This window comes from Candidatus Thalassolituus haligoni (genome assembly GCF_041222825.1).
Classification (GTDB): Bacteria; Pseudomonadota; Gammaproteobacteria; order Pseudomonadales; family Oceanobacteraceae; genus Oceanobacter; species Oceanobacter antarcticus.
Window position 1 is genome coordinate 944,885 of record NZ_CP139482.1, and the last position, 21,607, is coordinate 966,491.

Here is a 21,607-nt window from a genome sequence, read left to right on the forward strand (position 1 = left end):
CCGGGTTGCAGAGCGGGTAGTTCAAAACATTTTAGTGATCCTGAGCGGCGCCAGCGCCTTTGGGAACACGGATACTTTCGACCATTTCTTCAATATGTTTAGGTACGGGAGCTGTCATGCTGGTTACCGCAAAGGCAACAACAAAGTTGATCAGCGCACCCATGGCACCAAAGGCTTCCGGTGCAATACCAAGGAACCAGTTGTCCGGTGTGTTTGGCAACATTTCGGTGCCAGCAACAAAGAACCAGCCTTTGTAGGTGAAGATGTATACCAGGGTAGACAGCAGACCAGCCAGCATACCGGCGACCGCTCCGGTGTTGTTGATCTTGGTGCTGAAGATACCCATCATCAATGCCGGGAAGATCGAGGACGCTGCCAGACCAAAGGCCAGAGCCACTACCTGAGCCGCGAATCCGGGCGGATTCAGACCAAGGTAACCCGCCACCAATATGGCACCTGCCATGGCGATACGAGCAGCCATGAGTTCCTGCTTCTCACTGATGCCTGGCATAAAGGTGCTTTTCAGCAAGTCGTGCGAGATAGCCGAAGAGATTGCCAGCAACAAACCGGCTGCTGTTGACAGTGCAGCTGCCAGACCACCAGCGGCTACCAGTGCAATGACCCAGTTAGGCAGGTTGGCAATTTCAGGGTTGGCCAATACCATGATGTCTCGGTCAACCTTGACCATTTCATTGCCTTTCCAGCCGTATGATTCAGCTTTGGCGGCGAACTCAGGGTTTGAGTCATCGTAGTACTGGATACGACCGTCACCGTTTTTATCTTCAAACTGCAACAGACCGGTGGTTTCCCAGTTCTTGAACCAATTTGGACGCTTTTCATATTCCAGGTTGGCTTGCGGGTCGCCTACAGCAAATTCAGGGTTCTGAATGGTGTTGGTCAGATTCAGGCGGGCCATGGAGCCAACGGCTGGAGCCGTGGTATAGAGGATGGCAATGAACAGTAATGCCCAGCCAGCAGATTTACGCGCATCGGATACTTTCGGTACGGTGAAGAAGCGGATGATCACGTGAGGCAAGCCAGCTGTACCAAACATCAGTGACAGGGTGTACATCATCATGTTGAAGGTACCGCCTTTCTGGGCAGTGTATTCTGCAAAGCCGAGATCAACCAGGGTTTGATCCAGTTTGACCAGTAGCGGCGTGCCATCAGCCGTATCGCTGAGGAAACCCAGTTGTGGCAGCGGGTTGCCGGTCAGGTTCAGCGAGATAAACACCGCAGGAACGGTGTAGGCAAAAATCAGTACACAGTATTGCGCGATCTGAGTGTAGGTAACGCCCTTCATGCCGCCCAATACGGCGTAGAAGAATACAATCGCCATACCGGAGTACAGGCCGGTTGCGTAGTCAACGTCGAGGAAGCGCGAAAAGGCCACGCCGATCCCTTTCATCTGACCAATAACGTACGTCAGTGACGCCACAATCAGACAGATAACAGCAACGATACGGGCGGTTTTGGAGTAGTAACGGTCGCCAATAAAGTCAGGCACCGTGAATTTGCCAAATTTACGCAGGTAAGGTGCCAGGCACAGTGCCAGCAGTACATAGCCACCGGTCCAGCCCATCAGGAAGATGGAGGCATCATAGCCTTTAAAGGCGATCAGGCCGGCCATGCCGATAAAAGAAGCCGCAGACATCCAGTCGGCACCGGTTGCCATGCCATTAGCGACCGGATGAATACCACCGCCTGCAGAGTAAAATTCGCCGGTCGTGCCCGCTCGGGCCCATACCGCAATACCCATATACAGGGCAAAGGTCAGACCTACAACGATGTAGGTTAAGGTCGTGAGATCCATTATTGATTCCTCAGCTATTTATTTTTATTAGTCTTCAACGCCGAATTCACGATCGAGATCGCGCATTTTCTTGGCGTAATAAAATACGATTGCGAGGAACACATAAATGGAACCTTGCTGAGCGAACCAGAATCCCAACCCAACGCCACCCACCGGGATAACATCGAGTATCGGACGAAGCAAAATACCGAATCCATATGAGCATAAAGCCCAAATTACCAGCAGCACTTTCATCAGATTGATGTTTCTGCGCCAGTAGGCCTTTTTGTCGTCATCAGACTTGAAAGCCATAACCCCTCCTAATTGTTATTTTATAGGTAAGCTAAAACTAGCAGCTAAGTCTGATCGCGCAACAGATAGACCTTGGTAGTAGCCTCAAAATAGGCCACATTTGTGGATAAAATATTTGTTAAATCAGCAGGTTATAGAAAGTCAGCCGGTTGCTATACCATGGTCGCAAGCATCAGGCCTCGCCTGTTTGACCGCGTGGGCGGGGAGACAGCCTGAGGGTTGACGTTGTGGGCTGAACGGCGGGTTGAAAAGGGTGCGTTCCGATCAACGCGCCAGGTGTCTAGCCCGGCATATAAGCAGTAGTGAACGGAGCAGAGTCTATGGAAAAGCAACCGCATGGCGGGCGCATGAACTGGCGGCAATTACTGTTGCCGCTGCGCTACGGCGAAACCCAGGCACGTCTGGCGCTGGATATCGGCCGTACTCCCTTTCACAAGGACTACGACCGTATTATTTTTTCGTCGGCGTTTCGGCGGTTGAATCGTAAAACCCAGGTGCATCCGCTGACCGAGAACGATCATTTGCACAGTCGCCTGACTCATTCACTGGAAGTGGGGTGTGTCGGCCGCTCGCTCGGCAGCATGGTCGGTAACGCCATGGCGCATAAACTGCCGGAGTTTATCGATGCTGGCGATCTCGGTGCATTGGTTCAGGCCGCTTGTCTGGCTCACGATATTGGTAATCCTCCCTATGGACACAGTGGTGAAGACGCTATTCGGCACTGGTTTATGGATCCACAGAATCACCATTTTCTTGAAGGCTTGTCTGCACTGGAGCAGGCCGACCTGATGACCTTTGAGGGTAACGCCCAAGGGTTACGGCTGGTGACTCAGGTGGAATACAACCGCTTCAAGGGCGGTATGCGGTTAACCTATGCGACGTTGGGGACGTTTCTCAAATACCCCTGGAGTGTTGCCGAAGTGACGCAGGGCAGAGCGAAAAAATTTGGCTGTTATCAGTCGGAGCTGCCGATTCTGCGAGAAGTCGCCAGCGCCTTGGGGCTGCTCAAGCGGGGAGAGGATCGCTGGTGTCGCCACCCGCTGGTGTATTTGGTCGAGGCCGCTGATGATATTTGTTACGGTCTGATTGATCTTGAAGATGGCGTTGAAGTGGGCTTGTTGCAGTATCACGAGGTCGAAACCCTGCTCAGTCCGTTATTGGTCGATCAGTGGGAACAGGTTCAGGAAGACCTGGCCAACGAAGAGGGTGACCGGCGCAAGTTACAGATTCTGCGCGGTTATGCGATGGAGGTGATGGTACAAGCGGTCAGTGCCAGCTTTACTCGCCATGAAGCGCAACTGCTGCAGGGCTGTCTGGACGGCGGCATTATTGACTATTGCCCGGAAGCTGTGCGCCATGTGGTGGCGGATGCCAAGGAACTGGCGCGCCAGCGCATCTTCAGAGACGGGCGCAAGCTGACAATCGAGATTGGCTCCTACACGACATTGGGTATTCTGCTGGACGCTTTTCTCAGTGCGGCGCGAGAGTGTTCAACCAGTCAGGCTCCGACGTTTCGTAATGCCCGCTTGCTGGAATTGATGGGAGGTTCGGCTCCACAGCCCGGCTGGACACTGTATGAGAGTTATATGCGCACCATCGATTATATCTCGGGTATGACCGATACCTATGCGGCCAGTCTGGCGCGGCAGTTTTCCGGCTATTACCCACCAACGCAGGGGTAAGAGACAACAAACAGAGGCCAGTGGCCCCTGTTTGGGTGGATAGCAGAACCAGCCGGTTCTGGCTCAGAACCCGGTGCAGCTGCCACTGCTGTGATTGCAGCTGTCCGTGCCAATATAGGATTGGGTGGAGTATTCACTGATGGGCAGCTTGTTGACGGTTTGGCCAGCGTCACTGAGCTGCTTGACGTAGTCCATGAAGCCTTGCGCATACTCGGTAAAAGTATCGACATAGGCATCCCCGGTGATCTCGGCAAAGGTGGTGTAACCGTCCTGGCCAGCGGCAATATAGTTGTTGGTCACCACGGTATAGGTGGCGGCGAGATCAAGGGCGCCCCAGTCACCGGCGACGCGGGAGTTGACTTCCAGATTGCTGAAACGGCTGCCCTTGGCCTGCGAGGCATCTACGTCAAAACGCAGGCCGGATGCGTAAGGGTACGAACCGGTAGAACCGCCCTCACTGAGGGCGTAGTCGAACGCATCTTCCAGAACATTCTTGATCTGTTGGCCAGTCATTTCCAGAGTTGCCATGGTGTTGGCAAATGGCAGCAGCGAGTAAGCGTCTGCAATGGTGTAGTCACCGCTGGCGACGTCGACCCGGACGCCGCCGCCATTTTGAATGGCGATGTCAGCCGTTGGCGTGATGGTCATAAAGGCTTTGGCGACGATGTTGGAGATATCGCTGCCATGCACGGTGGTATCCGATACATCACAAATACTGGAGCGGCCCTGGCCGGGAATACGCTCAAGGCAGAGATCTTCCGAGATGGTGCCAATGACGGTTTGACGCAGTACATCGGCAACCTGATCGTAGCCTGCCAGAATAGCGGCACTGTTGCTGTCGGCGACGGTAGACACCACGTCGTCGTCAGCGGTCAGCTGCTGTGTCACTGTAAACGCATCCACGGCGTCCAGCGTGCGATCTTCACTGCCGTTATAGGCATATGTGAAAGTGGTGCCAATTGGCAGGTAGGGGTGACCGGAACATTGGGTGACAACCCCGTCGGCATCAAACCTGACATCCAGTTTGCCCAACAAATGGGCGTATTCCCAGGCATGTACAACACAGGTGGTGTCACCATCCTTGTTGGTGACGATGGTGGGGTATGCCGCTACCGGATTGAAGCCCAGCTTGGTAAAGGTACTGTCACCCAGCAGGGTGTGTGAATCGCCCCCGACAATCACATCAACGCCAGTCAGGTTGGATGCCAGAGTCAGATCGTTGGCATATTGATAGTGGGTCATCAGGATGATCTTGTTAATCCCCGCCGCTGTTAACTCGTCGATGTACTGTTGGGCGGTTTCGGTCTCATCCAGCAACAGGGTACCGGCATCGAGGAAGGAGGAATTCTGGGTTTTGCTGGCGATATCGATACCAATAATACCAATTTTTTCACCGTCTTTTTCAACGATGGTATAGGGCTGAATATAACCACTGGCGATGGCCGATGTGGCGGATGGTTGCACATTGGCAGCCAGGGTCGCGGTTTCGCAAGCGCTGGCGTTGAGGGAGTCGAGGAAGTTGGCCAGGCCGGAGTCGCCGCCATCAAATTCGTGGTTGCCGAGGGCAAAGGCATCAAAGCAGATCTGGTTCATAACGGCAGCATCGGCAGTACCGTTGAACAGTGAAAAGTACAGCGTACCGGTAACCGCATCACCGGAGTGCAGTTTCAGCACATTGGTGTGCTGGTTGCTCAGGGTGTTGAACAGCGTGGTCAGCATCGGGAAGCCGCCGTATTCAACCGCGACTTCGCTGATGGCTTCGTCGGCTTCCGTTTTGGCGTTTAACGCCAGCGCCGAGGTGTCGATATCCAGTGTTTCTGCCGAGAGATGCGAGTGGTGGTCATTCATATGCAGAATGGTCAGATCCAGCGCTTTGGCGGTTGGCGCGTTCGTTCCGTCGCTGCCATTGGATCCATTCTGACCGTCTTGACCGTCTTGACCGTCCTTGACCGTCCTTGCCATCACTGCCACACGCCGCCAGTACGATTGCCAGTGCAAGCGTGGATAATCTGAATAGGTTCATGTCATCGTCCTCTGAAGATTGGGATTAGCCGAGAATGAGAAACGCTATGGTTGGTTGATGAATTTCCGGTTACTTGCAGATGACGCATGAATGACAATCGCTGACCTTTCTTTGACATTGTCCAGGCTTATCCTGCGAGGCGAATCGCCTGCAGCGGTTGCAACAAGGCGCGGAAACCACCATTTTGTCGCCATCAGCCGGATCAGGTCGTCAGGAAAACTGCCATGTTAGTAATTGTTGCGTATTTACTGGTCATCCTTATTTGGTCGACCACACCACTGGCGTTACAAGCGAGCCAGGAAGGTATCGGGTTTTTTATGGCCGCCATGCTGCGAATGACCGTGAGCGCCATGCTGTCGCTACCGCTGGTATGGATTATGGGGCAGCGGCTGGAGCGCTCGCGGCAGGCGATCAACAGTTATGTTGGCGGCACCATCGGTATTTATGGCGCCATGATGGCGGTGTATTGGGGGGCTCATTACATCCCGTCCGGGTTGATCTCGGTGCTGTACGGACTGAGTCCGATGCTGTCGGGGGCGATTGCCTGGGTTTGGCTGAAAGAACGTGAGTTGACGCCTGCCAGAGTGTTTGCCTTGCTGGTGGCGCTGGCTGGGCTTGGACTGGTCGTGGCTGCTCGCCTGGATCTGGATGAGCAGTCCTGGCGGGGCATTGTCGGCACTCTGGTCTCGGTATTTTGTTTTGCCTTGAGTGCCGTCTGGGTCAAACGCTCCAACGCCGGGTTGCATCCGATGGTACAGACCAGCGGCAGTTTGTTGTTGTCGTCGGTGTTGTACGTCTTGTCGATTCCGTTTTTCGGTTTGGTCTGGCCTGATCGATGGCCAACCAGAGGGTTGCTCAGTCTTGGTTACCTGACGGTGTTTGGCTCACTGCTCGGGTTTGTACTGTATTTCCTGGTGTTGCGTCATTACAGCGCCGCGCGGGTCACCATGATTACGTTGATTGCACCGGTTTTGGCGGTGCTCTGGGGCCATCTGTTGAACGATGAAACGCTGCAGCTGGCGACGTTGCAGGGCGCTGGTTTGCTGCTGCTGGCGCTGGCCTTGTATCAGTGGCCACAGAGGCTGGATCGTCTGCTGCATCATGGGCTGCTGGCTCCGCAACGTTGGCGGGCGCGGAAAAAAGCTTAACTCAATGTATTTTCGGCCGATAACTGCTGTAAACCGGTCGGAGATCATCATGAAACGAGTGCTATATCTGCAGATACTTGTCTGTACGGCGTTAATAATGACAGGGTGTAGCGACATGCTGATGCGCCACAGCAGCACACCGAAAGACGCCGAAGCGTATTTTTCACCGGTAGAACAACAAATTGATCCGATCGCCCCCATGCTGCTGCGAGTGGTGGGGTATGGCGCAATGGCAAATGGCAAAGGCATGACGGACGCCCAGCGGCGTTTGTTGGCGATTCGTGCTGCCCGTATGGATGCTTATCGAGCCATGGCTGAACGGGTGTACGGAACGGCCATTCAAGGGAGTACCACGGTGCGCGATATGGTGGTCGAAAACGACCGTCTGAAAACCTATATCGAAACCTGGCTGCATGGCGCCCGCGTGGTCAGTTCGGATGTGATGCCGGATGGGACGGTGGAAACTCTGCTGGAAATGACCATTGATCAGGGCTTCCGTAACTGTCTGCAAACCATGGATAACCAGCGGGTTAACGTTGATTGTCGAGTTTCCCTTGGCGGCGCGAGCTTGAGCCAGTTTGTTGAACGCCAGCGCAGCCGGGTCAAGGGTGAAGCGCCCGTGCCTGACTCCGGTTTTTATTTTATCGAATGATGATGGTTCCTGACCGGAGCCGGGAGGCTGCAATGTGTGCAATATGGTATGCCGGAGTCAGTAGTGTGCTGCTGTTGTTGCTCAGTGGGCCAGTACAGGCGCAGACGGTGGAGGTGACCGGTCGCGCCGTCATTGAAATATCGGTTAATCAGGCCCGCGAAGATGCCCTGACCGATGCGTTACGGCAGGCGGGGTTGACGGCTGGAGCCAGTATCCGCTCGACCCAACGTCTGTCTGCCGGGCAGTTGGAGCAGGATGATATGGATATTCGCAGTCGTGCCCGAGTGCACAATATCGAAGTATTGGGAGAAGGTCAGCACAACGGCATCTACGAGCTGGAAATTCGGGCAGAGGTGCGCCCGGAAGCCATGTGTTCGACCAGTCAGCAATCCTATCGCAAGGCGATTGCAGTGGCTGGGTTTGGTCTGGCACAACCGTCCCAGGCAACTCTGGGACGGCTGCAGAATATCGAACAGGATTTACCGCGAGTACTGATCAGTGAATTGAATAACAGCCGCTTTGTTCAAGCGCTTGATGCCAGCCGAATCAGCCTGTACGAAGATCCACGCCGGGCACCATCAATGGAGACGAGTCAGCAGCGGTTGACGACATCGGTGGCGCTGGCAACCCGGTTGGGAGCGCAATATGTAGTGTCTGGTGTGGTGCGGCAGCTGGGGCAAGGCAATCCGGGCAAGCAAACTGAACCCGAACCACAGGCCGGTTGGAGGTCGCTATTGGGGCTGGATAGGGCAACCCTGGAGCGTGAGTTTGTCGCCGATCTGTTTGTGCATGACGGCCTGAGCGGTGCCTTGTTGTTTCAGCGTACTTATCAGGGTTCTGGCGCCTGGACACCGGAGCGGAATGCCAGCGTCGGGTTTGCTTCGCCGGTATTCTGGGACACTCCCTATGGCAAGGAAGTGGGACATATTCTGGAAGCCATGGTCGATGACATTGGAGAAGTCATACGGTGTCAGCCATTCATGGCTCGTATCGTGGCAGCCCGAGGCAAGCGTATACACATTGAAGCCAGTGGTGGTACCGGTATTCGTCCCGGTGACAAGTTTCAGGTGTACCGCACTGGCACCTTTTATAATCTTGACCTTGAACCCCGTACCGAGCTGACTGATATGGCAACCGAAGTCGTGATCAAGCAGGTACAGCCCCAGTTTGTGGTGGCAGAAATGACCAGTGACGCGGCCTCGCTGGCGATCCAGCGCGATGATCTGGTGATTGCCTGGTGATTGCCTGGTGATTGTTGGTAATTGACGAGAAAATTAATCGAAGAGTTGAGAGGTTGCGGACGGCCCGACTCCAGGGAGTCGGGCCTCTATCCTCGCTCGGGTGCTGGCTGACAGCGTTAGTCTGCTACTTTCATGGAAGGGCAGCTGTGCTTGCTCATCAGTTTGCCATCCTTGTAGGTTTCCAGATGAATATCAAACCCCCACAGATAATTAAGATGCTTGAGCACCTCGTGCACATCGGTGGAGAGCGGCGTGCCATCCTGCATGGTATGGCGCAACGTCATGGAACGATCCCCTTGCAGGTCGACGGACCAGACCTGGATATTCGGCTCCCTGACCGACAGGTCGTACTGGCGCGCCAGCATTTCCCGCACCTTGCGATAGCCGCTGTCGTTGTGAATGGCTTCGATCTCGTAATGGGAGCGCTCGTCATCGTCATAAAGACTGAAGAGATGGAATTCCCGCATCAGGTGAGGTGACAAGAATTGCTGTACAAAACTCTCGTCCTTGAAGTTGTGCATGGCAAAGTGCAAGGTCTCCAGCCAGTCTTTACCGGCGATATCCGGAAACCATTCATAATCTTCAGCGGTCGGGTTTTCGCAAATCCGTTTGATGTCCCTGAACATGTTGAAGCCGAGTGCGTAGGGGTTGATGCCTGAGTAATAGGGCGAGTCAAAGCTCGGTTGGTGCACCACATTTGAATGCGATGACAGCACCTCCATCATAAAACCATCGGTGACCTTGCCTTCATCATACAGGTGGTTCAGCAGGGTATAATGCCAGAAGGTAGCCCAACCTTCGTTCATCACCTGGGTCTGGCGTTGTGGATAAAAATATTGCGAAATCTTGCGCACGATACGCACCAGCTCCCGCTGCCAGGGGGCCAGAATCGGGGCGTTTTTTTCGAGAAAATAGAGCAGGTTTTCCTGCGGTTCTTCCGGGAATTTACCTTGTTTGTTTTTGACTTCATCAGTGTTGTAGGTCGGTAGCGTACGCCAGAGATCGTTGATTTGCCGTTGCATCTGGTCTTCCCGTTCTTCCTGGCGCAACTTTTCTTCGGCGGCGGATATTGGCCGTGGTCGGCGATAGCGATCAACACCATAGTTCTGCAGTGAATGGCAGGCATCCAGCACACGTTCAACTTCTTCGCTACCGTAACGTTCTTCGCACTTGCGGACGTAGTGCTTGGCAAACAGCAGGTAATCAATGATAGAGCTGGCGTCTGTCCAGGTCTGGAACAGGTAGTTACCCTTGAAAAAGGAGTTGTGGCCGTAACAGGCATGGGCAATCACCAGTGCCTGCATCGGCATGGTGTTTTCTTCCATCAGGTAAGCAATGCAGGGGTCTGAGTTAATGACAATCTCGTAAGCCAGACCCATTTGCCCGCGCTGGTAGCTTTTCTGGGTAGCCAGAAACTGCTTGCCGTAAGACCAATGGTTGTAGCCAATCGGCATGCCCACCGATGAGTAGGCATCCATCATTTGTTCAGCGCTGATGATTTCAATTTGGTTTGGATAGGTTTGGAGGCCATAACCCTTGGCGATACGGGCAATTTCCCGATCGTAGTCTTCCAGCAGTGCAAAGGTCCAGTCAGAATCCGTGGACAGGTACTCGCGCTTGTCTGACGTTTGATTGAGACTCATACGGCCTCCTTGTAACGCTCTTTGGCAAACAGTTCCCGGAAGACCGGAAAGATATCACCGGGATTACGGATCTGGGCGGTGGCGAACTGGTGGGCATTGGCTTTGGCAACGCTTTGATAGGCGTACCAGAGTGCCTGATGCTCATGCGGGGTGATTTCTATATAGGCAAAGTGCTGGATGATGGGCAACAGCTGATCGGCGAGTATTCTGGCGCAAATAGGGGAGTCGTCATCCCAGTTGTCGCCGTCAGATGCCTGGGCACCGTAGATGTTCCAGCCACCACTGAGGTAGCGCTCCTGAACAATGTCATTCATCAGCTTCAGCGCACTTGATACGATGGTGCCGCCGGTTTCTCTGGAGTAGAAAAACTCTTCTTCGGTGACTTCCTTGGCGCTGGTGTGGTGACGAATAAACACAATCTCGATGTGCTCATAGTTCTTTTCCAGAAAGAGGTAGAGCAACAGGTAAAAGCGTTTGGCCAGATCCTTGACGTCCTGGGTCATGGAACCGGAGACATCCATCAGACAAAACATCACCGCCTTGCTGGTAGGGGTTGGGACTTTGACCTGATTGCGGTAGCGCAGGTCAAGCTGGTCGATAAAAGGCAGCAGCTTGAGTTTTTTCTCCAGTGATTCGATTTCTTCCCGCATGGCGGTTATCTGGTCTGCATGGGTTTTGGTATTGCCAGCCGCCAGCATGGCTTCGATTTCGCTGGTCAGTTCCCGAATACGCCGACGTTTGCCTGCTCCCATCCCGATGCGGCGAGCATGGGCATTACGCAGGGAGCGGACAACCGAGAGGTTGTTGGGCGTGCCTTCCGAGACAAAACCGGCCCTCCGGGTCTTGAACTCTTTCGACTGCGACAGGGTTTTCTTGACCATGTTGGGTAGTTCAAGGTCATCAAACAGGTATTTGAGAAACTCGTCCTTGGTAATAAAAAAGCTGAAGTCGTCTTCCCCTTCGCCCTGATTGCTGGCTTTGCCGGAACCGGAGCCGCCACCACCACCTTTGGGTTTTTCCAGCTGGTCGCCGGTATTGAATTCCTTGTTGCCCGGAAAGACCCGATGCTGTTTACCACCCTGGCCATGGCTGATAACGGGTTCATGGGTATTGCGGGTCGGGATGCTGATTTGCTCTCCCCGCTCCATATCGGTGATGGAGCGGCGATTGACGGCGTCGGATACGGCTTCCTTGATGTGCTGGCGATAGCGGCGTAAAAAACGCTGCCGATTCACCATACTCTTGTTTTTGCCGTTAAGACGTCGATCAATGATATATGACATATATAGTCTCCACACGTCAGAAGCTCCCCGGTGGAGCTTCTCTGGCCCATAAGCCGCCCGGCTTTGAGCAAGGCTGGCTATTCGGGCAGACCATCGGCCGGAAACCGTGCAGCGACTAACTAAACGCTACACGGGTTTAAACCGGTTACTGGGACTTGCGTACGCGCAGGTACCACTCGGATAGCAAGCGCACCTGTTTCTCGGTATAGCCTCGTTCAGTCATGCGAGCAACAAAATCGTTATGTTTCTTCTGATCCTGGTTGGAAGACTTGGCAGAGAAGGAAATAACTGGCAGCAGGTCTTCGGTATTGGAGAACATTTTTTTCTCGATAACGGAGCGCATTTTCTCGTACGACTGCCAGGAAGGATTGTTGCCGTTGTGGTTGGCTCTGGCGCGTAAAACGAAGTTGACGATCTCGTTGCGGAAATCTTTCGGGTTGCTGATACCGGCGGACTTCTCGATTTTTTCCAGTTCTTCGTTGATCGCTACACGATCCAGTATTTCGCCGGTTTCCGGGTCGCGGTATTCCTGATCCTGAATCCAGAAGTCGGCATAGGTAACGTAGCGGTCAAAAATATTCTGGCCGTATTCAGAATAGGATTCGAGATAAGCGGTCTGGATTTCCTTGCCGATAAATTCAACGTAATCCTGGGCCAGATATTCTTTCAGGTAATTGAGATAGCGGTTGTGGGTTTCTTCTGGATATTGCTCCTGCTCGATCGCCTGTTCGAGAATGTACATCAGATGTACCGGATTGGCGGCGACTTCGGTGGCGTCAAAGTTGAAGACCTTGGAGAGGATCTTGAAGGCGAAACGGGTGGATATCCCGTTCATGCCTTCATCAACACCGGCTGCGTCGCGATATTCCTGCAGTGACTTGGCCTTGGGATCGGTATCCTTGAGATTTTCACCGTTATAGATACGCATCTTGGAGTAGACACTGGAGTTTTCTGGTTCTTTCAGACGGGACAGAACGGTGAACTTGGCCAGCATCTTCAGGGTATCTGGTGCGCAAGGAGCATGAGCCAGCGAGCTGTGTTCCAGCAGCTTTTCGTAGATTTTCACTTCTTCGTTAACGCGCAGGCAGTAAGGCACCTTGACGATGTAAACACGGTCGAGGAAGGCTTCGTTGTTCTTGTTGTTCTTGAAGGTTTGCCATTCCGATTCGTTGGAGTGAGCCAGAATAACGCCTTCAAACGGAATCGCACCCATGCCTTCAGTGCCATTGTAGTTACCTTCCTGAGTGGCGGTTAGCAAGGGGTGCAGCACCTTGATCGGTGCCTTGAACATCTCGACAAATTCCATCAGGCCCTGGTTGGAGCGGCACAAGGCACCGGAATAGGCGTAGGCATCCGGGTCATCCTGGGAATAGTCTTCCAGTTTGCGAATATCCACCTTGCCCACCAGTGAGGAAATATCCTGGTTGTTTTCGTCGCCCGGCTCGGTTTTGGCCACCCCGATCTGGTCGAGAGTCGAAGGGTAAAGCTTGACCACTTCGAATTTGCTGATATCGCCGCCCATTTCATGCAGGCGCTTGACCGCCCAGGGCGACATCACCCGACCGAGGTAACGGCGCGGAATGCCAAAATCTTCTTCCAGAATGTCGGCATCTTCGGCCGGGTCAAACAGCCCCAGCGGCGATTCGAAGACCGGTGAACCCTTGATGGCATAAAACGGCACATTCTGGATCAACAGTTTCAGGCGTTCAGCCAGCGACGATTTACCGCCGCCAACTGGCCCCAGCAGATACAGCACCTGCTTGCGTTCTTCCAGCCCCTGAGCAGCATGACGGAAGTAGGAAACGATACTTTCTACCGCTTCTTCCATGCCGTAAAACTCATTAAATGCCGGATAACGCTTGATGACCTTGTTGGAGAATATGCGACTGAGGCGCAGGTCTTTGGACGTGTCTACCAGTTGCGGCTCACCGATGGCCAATAACAAACGTTCGGCGGCTGTGGCATACACACTCGGGTCTTTTTTGCAGAGCTCGAGGTAGTCTTGCAGGCTCATGACTTCTTGCTGAGTGGCCTGATAACGATCTTGATAGCGGCTGAATACACTCATTGGGCACCTCTTCGGCTGGTAGATATCGTTGTTCAATTGACGTCCAGAACTGCGGCGTTCCTCTTTTTGATTCGGTTGTTCAGATACAAAAGCATACTTTCCAATGCCTTTAAAGCTCGCTGTCTAATGCTTTGGTTTGGCAGCACCGGATTGGTTCAGTCTAGTCGTTGTTTGACGCTGATGACTTTTTGACTCTTCAATGTGTTATGCATTGAGTGTGCCGTAACAGCGTATGCCAACGTCAAAATGGAAGGTCGACAATGGCGGGAGCTAACAGGGGTTAGACCTGTGGCAAGGAATTGGCTACTGCACGGGAGCAAACGGGCGTGACGAAAAGGTGCTTGTCATTGTCCTGACGACGGTATGGTTAACAAAGGTTCATGCGGCGAAGACGCAGGCGTGGCCAGGATCATGCGGAGGAGGTATCAGAGGCGCGGATAGTGGCCTGATGGTGGCGGTGAGATTGGCCTGCAAGTCTGATCGCCGCAGGCCCTGCGGGAGAGAGCTTGCCGGATGTTAGCAAGCCCTGATATCGCGGTGGTTAACCGTGTTGACACAATTCTGGGCAGGTCACTTTCCACATCTCGTAACCCCCTTTCAGGCTGTACACCGACTCGTAACCCTGCTCGGCAAAGAACTGGGCCGCACCCTGGCTGGAATTGCCATGATAGCAACAGACGATCAGGGGTTTTTGCTTGCTGGTCGCTGCGATAAAGTCATTCAGGTTCTGGTTGTCGACACGTTGTGCCGCATTCATATGGCCAGACTGGTAGCTCATGGCATCACGGATATCGGCGATCTGAACATCACCGTTGGCGATCATGGCTTTGGCATCGGCTGCATTTATCTGGGTAAAACCGCTCATCTGTTACTCCTTTAATAGGCGTCAGGCCGAAGCTGGTACGGCATAGCGCTGTCTGTTGTTCAGGCTCATGGCTGTTAGCTGTCCGCCCCAGACACAGCCAGTGTCGAGGGCTTCGATATGATTGTGGTGAATATTGCCGTTCAGTGCTGCCCAGTGACCAAAAATCAGGCGTGTTTGAGTGTTGCTTGCCTCAAACCAGGGCATAAATCCTTTCGGTGCACTGTCGAGACCTTCCTTGGCGCTAAAATCAAGGCGGCAATGAGTATCGATAAAGCGCATGCGTGTCAAATAGTTGACAATCGTGCGCCAGCGCTCAGGCCCTGTTAATTGTTCATCCCAGATGTCCGGTGCATTGCCGTATAGCTCGCGCAGCAGGTCTTGACTCTGGTCTCCCTGCAAGATCTGCTCGACTTCTGCTGCCAGTGCTCTGGCCTGTGTTGCCGACCAGATGGGTGGAATACCGGCATGGCTCATACACCATTGCTGGTCATCACTCAGGTGCACTAATGGGCAATAGCGTAACCAGTGCATCAGTTCATCGCAATCCGGTGCGTTCAGGACGCTGTCGAGGGTGTCGCTTTTGCTCTTGCGACTACTGCCGTAGTAACGCGCCAGCAGGTGCAGGTCGTGGTTACCTAATACGGCGACAACGCTGTCTCCCAGCGAGCTGGCCCAGCGTAATACCTCCAGACTTTGCGGGCCCCGGTTAACCAAGTCTCCCGCGAGCCAGAGCTGATCATGCTGTGGATCAAAATGTATCAGTTCCAACAGCCGTTGTAGCGGTTCATAACAGCCCTGAATATCACCAATGGCGTAAGTGGTCACGGTCTGGCTCCCTGTCAGACGGATTGAAAATCTGTCCGCGTTACGATGACTGCGTTAAAAATGACCTTTAAATACGCATTTCTGACTGCTAAACCGCTTTTTTAATCATTTTTGTCTTGCGCTGACGGCATCGAAAGCGTTGCTCAGCGCCCCCTAATTCAAGGCGTAGGTGGTTGCCAGGGTGAATACCGGGATGGTGGCGTGAAACAGGGTGCCATCATCCGCTTCCATCACATAGTAACCACGCATACTGCCAACCGGGGTGCTCAGTACGGCCCCAGAGGTATAATCGAACTGCTGTTGCGGGGCAATATTGGGCTGTTCTCCGACTACGCCTTCACCTTTGACTTCCTGTATATCGCCATTGCCATTGGTAATAAACCAGTGGCGGGTTTTTAACGTGGCACCCTGATCCCCCTGGTTGCTGATGCAAACCTGGTAGGAAAATACAAAACGTTCATCTTCCGGGTCAGATTGTTCTTCCAGATACTCTGGCAGCACGGTCACCCGGATGCATTCACTCAGTCCCATTTTCTTTCTCCGCTTGCTCAGACAGCTGTAATACGGCATCGGCAATACGGACATAGTCTTCCAGTGTCAGTACTTCCGGGCGCAGCTGTGTATCAATGCCCAATGCTTCCAGTTGTTCGGCGCTGATGAGCTTTTTTAAAGTGTTTCGTATGGTTTTACGACGCATACTGAAGGCTTCACGTACGACGGTTTGTAGCATTTTTGTATCTTTAGCGACGATCGGCAGTGTTTCGTAAGGCGTCATTCTGACAATGGCAGACTCTACTTTGGGCGGCGGATTAAACGATCCTGGCCCGACAATAAACAGCAGCTCTACCTTGCAATAATACTGTGTCATGATGCTCAAGCGGCCATAGTCGGAGTTACCCGGTACCGCTGCCAGGCGTTCGACCACTTCTTTTTGCAACATGAAATGCATGTCTTGCACCAGTGCATGGTGGCTCAGCAAATGAAAAATCAGTGGTGTGGAAATATTGTAGGGCAAATTGCCAATAATACGCAGACGTTTGCCGGGTTCAGCCAGCTGACTGAAATCGAACTTGAGGGCATCCCCTTCGTGAATTTGCAGGCCGGGATAATTAAAGAACTTGGTGCGCAAGATGGGAATCAGATCACGATCCAGCTCAACCACGTTTAACTTGCCAGTGGCTTCCAGCAGCGGCTCGGTAATGGCGCCCATGCCTGGGCCAATTTCTACCAGACAATCATCATCCTTGGGGTAAATGGCGTTGATGATGTTGCTGATCACATAGGGGTCATGGAGAAAGTTCTGCCCAAAGCGCTTGCGGGCCTTGTGGCCGTGCAGATTGGGTTTGGGGTGGCGACTCATGCGGTTTTGACTCCGGCGGTGTGGCGGCTGTCGGCCATGTGTGCTGCGACGGCAATGGCCGTGTGCAGGCTACCACTGTCGGCCTTGCCGGTGGCGGCAAGGTCGAGGGCGGTACCATGGTCGACAGAAGTACGAATAAAGGGCAGCCCCAGTGTGATGTTGGCGGCGCGCCCGAAACCATGAAATTTCAGCACTGGCAGGCCTTGATCGTGATACATGGCGAGGGTGGCGTCAGCGCCAGCGAGATGTTTGGGTGTATACAGGGTATCGGCGGGCAGTGGCCCGATCAGATGGATGCCTTCCTGGCGCAGCTGTGCCAGCGTGGGTTCGATAATGTCCTGTTCCTCGTGGCCCAGATGGCCATTTTCTCCGGCGTGAGGATTGAGGCCAGCCACCAGAATACGTGGCTGCGGGCAGCCAAAAAACATTTTCAGGTCATGATCCAGAATACGGATAACCCGGCTCAGGCGCTCGGGGGTGATAGCATCGGCGACGTCCCGTAGCGGCAAGTGGGTGGTGACCAGAGCCACCCGCAGATCGGTGGTGGCCAACATCATCACAACTTCTTCCACACCGGCAAAATCACGGAAGTATTCGGTATGGCCACTGAATGGCATACCGGCATCATTGATCACACCTTTGTGCACCGGGGCGGTGACAATCGCATCCCAGTGACCCTCGTTGCATCCCTGAGCTGCGATGGTCAGGGTATCCAGTACATAACGGGCATTGGCCGGGTTGAGTTCACCGGCAACGGCGGGTTGTTGCAAGGCGACCGGCTGAACATACAGCGTACCCGTTGGGGTCGGAACTGTGGCGCTGGCCGGGTTAAAATCCACCAGGGTCAGCGGCAAGCGGAGTTGTCTGGCCCGTTCAGCCAGCAGCTGTGGGTCTGCGATCACCACCAGTTGGTGTTCACTTCCCTGCTGAGCCAGCTGAATACAAAGGTCGGGGCCAATACCGCCGGGTTCTCCGGCTGTTATTGCCAGACGCAGGGTCATGCAGGCTCCTTGATGTCAACATAGGCTTCGGTGCGGATTTTGCGCAGCCACAACGGCAGCTCTTCTTCAAAGCGACGCGAGTACAGCAATTGACGGATCTGGTTGCGTTGCATTTCCTTACCGATATCACTTTGGCGTTGGGCTTGCACCTGCAATATGTGCCAACCGAACTGGGTTTCAAATGGTGCACTGATATTGCCGATTTGTGCCTGCTGCATGGTGGCATCAAACTCTGGCACCATGGCACCGGGACTGACCCAGCCAAGGTCGCCACCGGCGGAGCCACTGCCAGGGTCGTCGCTGAATTCTTTCGCCAGTACGGCGAAGTCTGCTCCTTGTAACAGCCGTTGATACAGTTGATTGATCAGTGTTTCACTTTCGTCTTTGCTGCGTAATTCATTCGGACTGACAAGAATATGGCGCACCTGGTACTGGGTGATTAATTGGCTGTTGCCGCCACGCTTTTCCAGCACGGCAACCAGGTGGTAGCCACTGGAACTGCGGATAGGGTCAGAGACTTCACCGGCTGCCAGTGTCGGTACAACCGCAGCAAAAATCCCCGGTAGCTGACCTTCTTTGCGCCAGCCCAGGTCGCCGCCCTTGAGCGCGTTACGACCATCTGATTCGCCAATGGCAACGTCAGTGAAGTTGGCACCAGCGCGAATACGGGCAACCAGGGCGCGGGCCTTCAATTCGGCTTTTTGCAAGTCGCTGGCGCTGGCATCGGCAGGAACAGACACCAGAATATGGCCAAGGCGGTATTCGGCGGCAGAGGCCATTTTGCCGATTTCGGAGGCGAGAAAATAATCGACATCCTGATCGGTGATCTGAATGGTTTCTCCGACCCGGATACGCTGCAGCCGGCTGGTGATCATCTCGGTTTCAATCTGTTCCCTGGCAGTAGCAAAGGGAATGCCTTCGGCTTCCATCGCAGCGCGGAACTGCTCCAGATTCATCTTGTTCTGGGCGGCAATACGTTGCAGGGAGTCGTTCAGCTGGGCATCGCTGATACGAATACCAATGCGCTTGGCCAGCTGCAGTTGAATACTTTCCTCAATCAGACGATCCAGTACCTGTTTTTTCAGTACCGAGTCATCAGGCAGGTTGGCTCCACGGTTCTGGCTGCGGACATTCTGCACCCGCTGCTGCAACTGTGAGGCCATGATCGCGTCGTCATCAACGATTGCAACGACTTGGTCAATCAGTACCGGCTCGGCGTGGCTCAGCGTGCTGCTGAGGGTGAGGAAAAACAGGAAAATCAGCTTGTTAATAGTCATGGTATTGCCGTCTGGAGTAACCTTTGATGCTGTTGCGAACGGTGGCGTCGGTGCCGCCACCCAGCGTGCTGAGACCTTTGAGCTGAATACTGAACATCAGGCTCTGGCTCTTTTCGGTGCTGTAGCTGGCGCTGTCATCGGCTGTCGGAGAAGACTCCTTGTACAGCACTTGCAAGCGCCAGCAACAATTCTGGTATTCAAATCCGGCCAGCGATTCCAGTACGGAGCTGGTGGGGCGACGCTCGCCTTCCGGGTAGTTCTTCATATCCTTGAGTACGCGTCCGGTCAGGGCCCAGCGATCACTGAGCGCCCAGAAGGCGTTGATATCGGCCTGATACAGGTCAGTCTCGATCGTACCACTATCGGAATTCTCGCTTTGAACCTTGTTAACAGAAAGGTTCAGCATGCGGTTGCTGAGCGGCGCATAGCCGACTCCCAGACGGCGCTGGCGAGCATAGTCGCCATACACATCCCACTCCAGTGTCTGGTTCAAACGCCAGTGTCTGCCCGGACGCCATTCCACTTCGGCCAGTGTACTGGAGGTGGCGTGGCTGTCATTGACTTCGTCGCTGTCGAGCTGAACCTTGCGACGATCGCCGAAATAGACCCGGCCGAGGCTAAAACGCAGCCATTCATCCCCGCGCTGATCGATAATCCGGCTGGTGACGCCAAGGCTGACCTGTTCGAGATCGGCGAGACGATCGGCACCGATAAAACGATCACCCTGAAACAGGCTGTCGTAGCTGACACTGGTGACCTTGGTATCAAAGGCGGGAATTGCATCCTGGCCCGACTGGTAAGGGCTTTTGACCCAGAACAGGCGCGGTTCCAGCGTTTGGATCTGGATAGTATCAAACCAGTGTAACGGTCGTTCAAAAAACAGCCCTGAATCGAGACTGTAACGGGGGACGCCGTAATTGACCACGGTGTTGTAATCGAAGCTGTCTGGACTGCTCAGACGATAATAGCGATAGCGGTAACTGGCTTCCGGCTGGATATAACTGTACGGCTGTTCGAAACGCCAGGCGATGGCGTTGTCGCTGACCAGCCGACGGCCATCGAGAGAAGCAAAGCCGGTCAGAGTCTGCTCACTGCCGTTGATGGTAGCGCTGTCTTCCCGTTCGAAACGACTGCCTTGCAAACGGCTGCTTACCCGCCAGCGATCGTATCGTTGCTGATAGTCGAGGGTGGCCTGAGGCAAGCGTTTGTAAGGCCGGTCAGCCAGGTCAATGGTATCGTCGATGGTCTGAAAACCCTCGGCCAGCAACTCAAACCGCCAGGCATCGTTCTGGTAACGCAGCTGGCCCAAACGCGGTAAGTGGGTAGTACGGTCGATCGCGGTGGATGAGTTCAGATCGGCGAGATAGTCGTTGTCGCTGACGTGGTTGTAGACCCAGCGATGTTGCCAGTGCGGCCCCAGAGTGCCGGACTGCTGGTAGTTGATCAGCCAGCGTTCACGCTCGTCGGTGGCGTCCTGATTAAGGTAGGCATAGTTCAGCTCACCGTCGCCAAGCCAACGGGTTTTGTGGCGCAACTGGCTTTCCCACAACCAGCCGCGCTGGTTGAAGTAGTGCGGCGCGATAGTCGCGTCCAGATTGCTGGCCAGATTCAGGTAGAACGGCAACTTCAGTTCTTCCAGACCGGCGTTACCGCCCAGCGAGAAGCTGGGATCGAGGAAACCCGTGGTACGACGATCATCAATCGGGAAACGATAATAGGGGATGTAGAAAACAGGGACATCCATCACTTCCAGACGGGTGTTCCAGGCACTGCCAATGCCCTGCTGTTGATCGAGATAAATATGGCTGGCTGCGATACGCCAATCGTCCTGGCCCGGTTCACACCAGGTGACGGTGGCTTCATTCAGTTCGATGGTGCCTTCCGAACGGGTTGTCATACTGGTTGCAGTACCGCGCATATGGCGTGCGGGTAGCGCATAGCGGGCACTTTCCAGTACCAGTTCACTACGACTGTTGGCGGCGCTCTGCTGTTCTTGAAAGCGAGCATGGTCACTGTGGACGGTCACTTCGTCATTAAAAAAACTGACGTCGCTATCAAACTCTGCCTGACGCAGGCTGGCATCCCAGCGCGCAGAATCGCTTTTTAATACGTAGTCTTCTCGTCGCATGCTGACGGAACCGGTGAACTCGGCGTTGCCATTACGATCTACGAACGCCTGCTCGGATTCGGCTTCGAGACGGCCATCAGAGAGCGGTAGCAGCTGGTTGGGCAGGTAGCGACCGGAGCAGAATGACGGCAGCCCGGCAAGCTCAGCATCACTCAGTAGCGCCCGTGGATACCAATTCAGCAGCGGTGTTTCAGCCTGAGCCAGGGCGCTGGTGCTCGCCGTGCAGAAGGCGATCAGTAGCAGCCTGCAGGCGTAACGAGCAGGCAGGCGCGATGGCGTCAGCGGCATGCGAATGGGCATCGGCTGT

General features: G+C 54.2%; 17 protein-coding genes. 4 read left to right on the forward strand and 13 right to left on the reverse strand.

The features are described from left to right. Window positions 1-31 precede the first annotated feature (31 nt). Both SOJ49_RS04325 and SOJ49_RS04330 read right to left on the reverse strand, forming a co-directional pair. Window positions 32-1,813: a sodium:solute symporter family protein gene (locus SOJ49_RS04325; protein ID WP_369857004.1), complete on the reverse strand. Its 1,782-nt coding sequence runs from the start codon at window positions 1,811-1,813 to the stop codon at window positions 32-34. A 27-nt stretch (window positions 1,814-1,840) separates the two neighbouring features. Next, complete coding sequence (locus tag SOJ49_RS04330) at window positions 1,841-2,104, reverse strand: DUF4212 domain-containing protein (RefSeq protein WP_369857005.1); 264 nt, start codon at window positions 2,102-2,104, stop codon at window positions 1,841-1,843. A gap of 320 nt (window positions 2,105-2,424) precedes the next feature. Here SOJ49_RS04330 and SOJ49_RS04335 point away from each other — a divergent pair, with 320 nt between their 5' ends. Beyond that, window positions 2,425-3,786, forward strand: coding sequence for a deoxyguanosinetriphosphate triphosphohydrolase (locus tag SOJ49_RS04335; RefSeq protein WP_369857006.1), 1,362 nt, complete (start codon window positions 2,425-2,427; stop codon window positions 3,784-3,786). Window positions 3,787-3,849: 63 nt separating this feature from the next. Here the strand turns inward: SOJ49_RS04335 and SOJ49_RS04340 are convergent, their stop codons facing one another. After that, window positions 3,850-5,748, reverse strand: a complete 1,899-nt coding sequence (locus SOJ49_RS04340) for a bifunctional UDP-sugar hydrolase/5'-nucleotidase (protein ID WP_369857007.1) — start codon at window positions 5,746-5,748, stop codon at window positions 3,850-3,852. A 285-nt stretch (window positions 5,749-6,033) separates the two neighbouring features. Between SOJ49_RS04340 and SOJ49_RS04345 the strand changes: the two genes are divergently transcribed. Genes SOJ49_RS04345 through SOJ49_RS04355 form a run of 3 tightly spaced genes read left to right on the forward strand, consistent with a single transcriptional unit; the run spans window position 6,034 to window position 8,850 of the window. Further along, window positions 6,034-6,957, forward strand: a complete 924-nt coding sequence (locus SOJ49_RS04345; RefSeq protein WP_369857008.1) for a DMT family transporter — start codon at window positions 6,034-6,036, stop codon at window positions 6,955-6,957. 49 nt (window positions 6,958-7,006) lie between these two features. Further along, window positions 7,007-7,609, forward strand: a complete 603-nt coding sequence (locus SOJ49_RS04350) for an LPP20 family lipoprotein (protein ID WP_369857009.1) — start codon at window positions 7,007-7,009, stop codon at window positions 7,607-7,609. Between the two features lie 32 nt (window positions 7,610-7,641). Then, entirely contained in the window at window positions 7,642-8,850 is a 1,209-nt protein-coding gene (locus tag SOJ49_RS04355) for a flagellar assembly protein T N-terminal domain-containing protein (protein WP_369857010.1), read from the forward strand. Window positions 8,851-8,966: 116 nt separating this feature from the next. Here the strand turns inward: SOJ49_RS04355 and SOJ49_RS04360 are convergent, their stop codons facing one another. From SOJ49_RS04360 to SOJ49_RS04405, 10 genes are all read right to left on the reverse strand, one after another. Next, a complete protein-coding gene (locus SOJ49_RS04360) occupies window positions 8,967-10,493 on the reverse strand; it encodes a SpoVR family protein (RefSeq protein ID WP_369857011.1) in 1,527 nt (508 codons plus the stop codon). Beyond that, on the reverse strand, window positions 10,490-11,776 hold the full coding sequence (locus SOJ49_RS04365; protein ID WP_369857012.1) for a YeaH/YhbH family protein: 1,287 nt from the start codon (window positions 11,774-11,776) through the stop codon (window positions 10,490-10,492). Before SOJ49_RS04365 ends, SOJ49_RS04360 begins: the two co-directional genes overlap by 4 nt. 145 nt (window positions 11,777-11,921) lie before the next feature. After that, the gene (locus SOJ49_RS04370; protein ID WP_369857013.1) at window positions 11,922-13,844 is read right to left on the reverse strand and encodes a PrkA family serine protein kinase; all 1,923 of its coding nucleotides are present in this window, start codon (window positions 13,842-13,844) and stop codon (window positions 11,922-11,924) included. 541 nt (window positions 13,845-14,385) lie between these two features. Next, window positions 14,386-14,709 (reverse strand): thiosulfate sulfurtransferase GlpE, encoded by a 324-nt coding sequence (glpE, locus tag SOJ49_RS04375; RefSeq protein ID WP_369857014.1) that lies wholly within the window; start codon window positions 14,707-14,709, stop codon window positions 14,386-14,388. A gap of 21 nt (window positions 14,710-14,730) precedes the next feature. Continuing rightward, window positions 14,731-15,534: a symmetrical bis(5'-nucleosyl)-tetraphosphatase gene (locus tag SOJ49_RS04380; RefSeq protein WP_369857015.1), complete on the reverse strand. Its 804-nt coding sequence runs from the start codon at window positions 15,532-15,534 to the stop codon at window positions 14,731-14,733. Window positions 15,535-15,687: 153 nt separating this feature from the next. After that, window positions 15,688-16,065 (reverse strand): Co2+/Mg2+ efflux protein ApaG, encoded by a 378-nt coding sequence (gene apaG, locus SOJ49_RS04385; RefSeq protein ID WP_369857016.1) that lies wholly within the window; start codon window positions 16,063-16,065, stop codon window positions 15,688-15,690. Further along, the gene (rsmA, locus tag SOJ49_RS04390; protein ID WP_369857017.1) at window positions 16,052-16,894 is read right to left on the reverse strand and encodes a 16S rRNA (adenine(1518)-N(6)/adenine(1519)-N(6))-dimethyltransferase RsmA; all 843 of its coding nucleotides are present in this window, start codon (window positions 16,892-16,894) and stop codon (window positions 16,052-16,054) included. The genes apaG and rsmA overlap by 14 nt, the downstream gene beginning before the upstream one ends. Then, window positions 16,891-17,895: a 4-hydroxythreonine-4-phosphate dehydrogenase PdxA gene (pdxA, locus tag SOJ49_RS04395; RefSeq protein ID WP_369857018.1), complete on the reverse strand. Its 1,005-nt coding sequence runs from the start codon at window positions 17,893-17,895 to the stop codon at window positions 16,891-16,893. The genes rsmA and pdxA overlap by 4 nt, the downstream gene beginning before the upstream one ends. After that, on the reverse strand, window positions 17,892-19,172 hold the full coding sequence (locus tag SOJ49_RS04400) for a peptidylprolyl isomerase (RefSeq protein WP_369857019.1): 1,281 nt from the start codon (window positions 19,170-19,172) through the stop codon (window positions 17,892-17,894). Before SOJ49_RS04400 ends, pdxA begins: the two co-directional genes overlap by 4 nt. After that, window positions 19,162-21,600 (reverse strand): LPS-assembly protein LptD, encoded by a 2,439-nt coding sequence (locus SOJ49_RS04405; protein ID WP_369857020.1) that lies wholly within the window; start codon window positions 21,598-21,600, stop codon window positions 19,162-19,164. Before SOJ49_RS04405 ends, SOJ49_RS04400 begins: the two co-directional genes overlap by 11 nt. Window positions 21,601-21,607: the final 7 nt, after the last annotated feature.

What these genes read in the sequence shown, in the direction of transcription:
- SOJ49_RS04360 (WP_369857011.1), bottom strand. Translation starts at nt 10,493, where the DNA reads ATGAGTCTCAATCAAACGTCAGACAAGCGCGAGTACCTGTCCACGGAT.
- SOJ49_RS04345 (WP_369857008.1), top strand. Translation starts at nt 6,034, where the DNA reads ATGTTAGTAATTGTTGCGTATTTACTGGTCATCCTTATTTGGTCGACC.
- SOJ49_RS04405 (WP_369857020.1), bottom strand. Translation starts at nt 21,600, where the DNA reads ATGCCCATTCGCATGCCGCTGACGCCATCGCGCCTGCCTGCTCGTTAC.
- SOJ49_RS04340 (WP_369857007.1), bottom strand. Translation starts at nt 5,748, where the DNA reads ATGGCAAGGACGGTCAAGGACGGTCAAGACGGTCAAGACGGTCAGAAT.
- SOJ49_RS04325 (WP_369857004.1), bottom strand. Translation starts at nt 1,813, where the DNA reads ATGGATCTCACGACCTTAACCTACATCGTTGTAGGTCTGACCTTTGCC.
- SOJ49_RS04335 (WP_369857006.1), top strand. Translation starts at nt 2,425, where the DNA reads ATGGAAAAGCAACCGCATGGCGGGCGCATGAACTGGCGGCAATTACTG.
- SOJ49_RS04350 (WP_369857009.1), top strand. Translation starts at nt 7,007, where the DNA reads ATGAAACGAGTGCTATATCTGCAGATACTTGTCTGTACGGCGTTAATA.
- SOJ49_RS04370 (WP_369857013.1), bottom strand. Translation starts at nt 13,844, where the DNA reads ATGAGTGTATTCAGCCGCTATCAAGATCGTTATCAGGCCACTCAGCAA.
- pdxA (WP_369857018.1), bottom strand. Translation starts at nt 17,895, where the DNA reads ATGACCCTGCGTCTGGCAATAACAGCCGGAGAACCCGGCGGTATTGGC.
- SOJ49_RS04365 (WP_369857012.1), bottom strand. Translation starts at nt 11,776, where the DNA reads ATGTCATATATCATTGATCGACGTCTTAACGGCAAAAACAAGAGTATG.
- glpE (WP_369857014.1), bottom strand. Translation starts at nt 14,709, where the DNA reads ATGAGCGGTTTTACCCAGATAAATGCAGCCGATGCCAAAGCCATGATC.
- SOJ49_RS04355 (WP_369857010.1), top strand. Translation starts at nt 7,642, where the DNA reads ATGTGTGCAATATGGTATGCCGGAGTCAGTAGTGTGCTGCTGTTGTTG.
- apaG (WP_369857016.1), bottom strand. Translation starts at nt 16,065, where the DNA reads ATGGGACTGAGTGAATGCATCCGGGTGACCGTGCTGCCAGAGTATCTG.
- SOJ49_RS04330 (WP_369857005.1), bottom strand. Translation starts at nt 2,104, where the DNA reads ATGGCTTTCAAGTCTGATGACGACAAAAAGGCCTACTGGCGCAGAAAC.
- SOJ49_RS04400 (WP_369857019.1), bottom strand. Translation starts at nt 19,172, where the DNA reads ATGACTATTAACAAGCTGATTTTCCTGTTTTTCCTCACCCTCAGCAGC.
- rsmA (WP_369857017.1), bottom strand. Translation starts at nt 16,894, where the DNA reads ATGAGTCGCCACCCCAAACCCAATCTGCACGGCCACAAGGCCCGCAAG.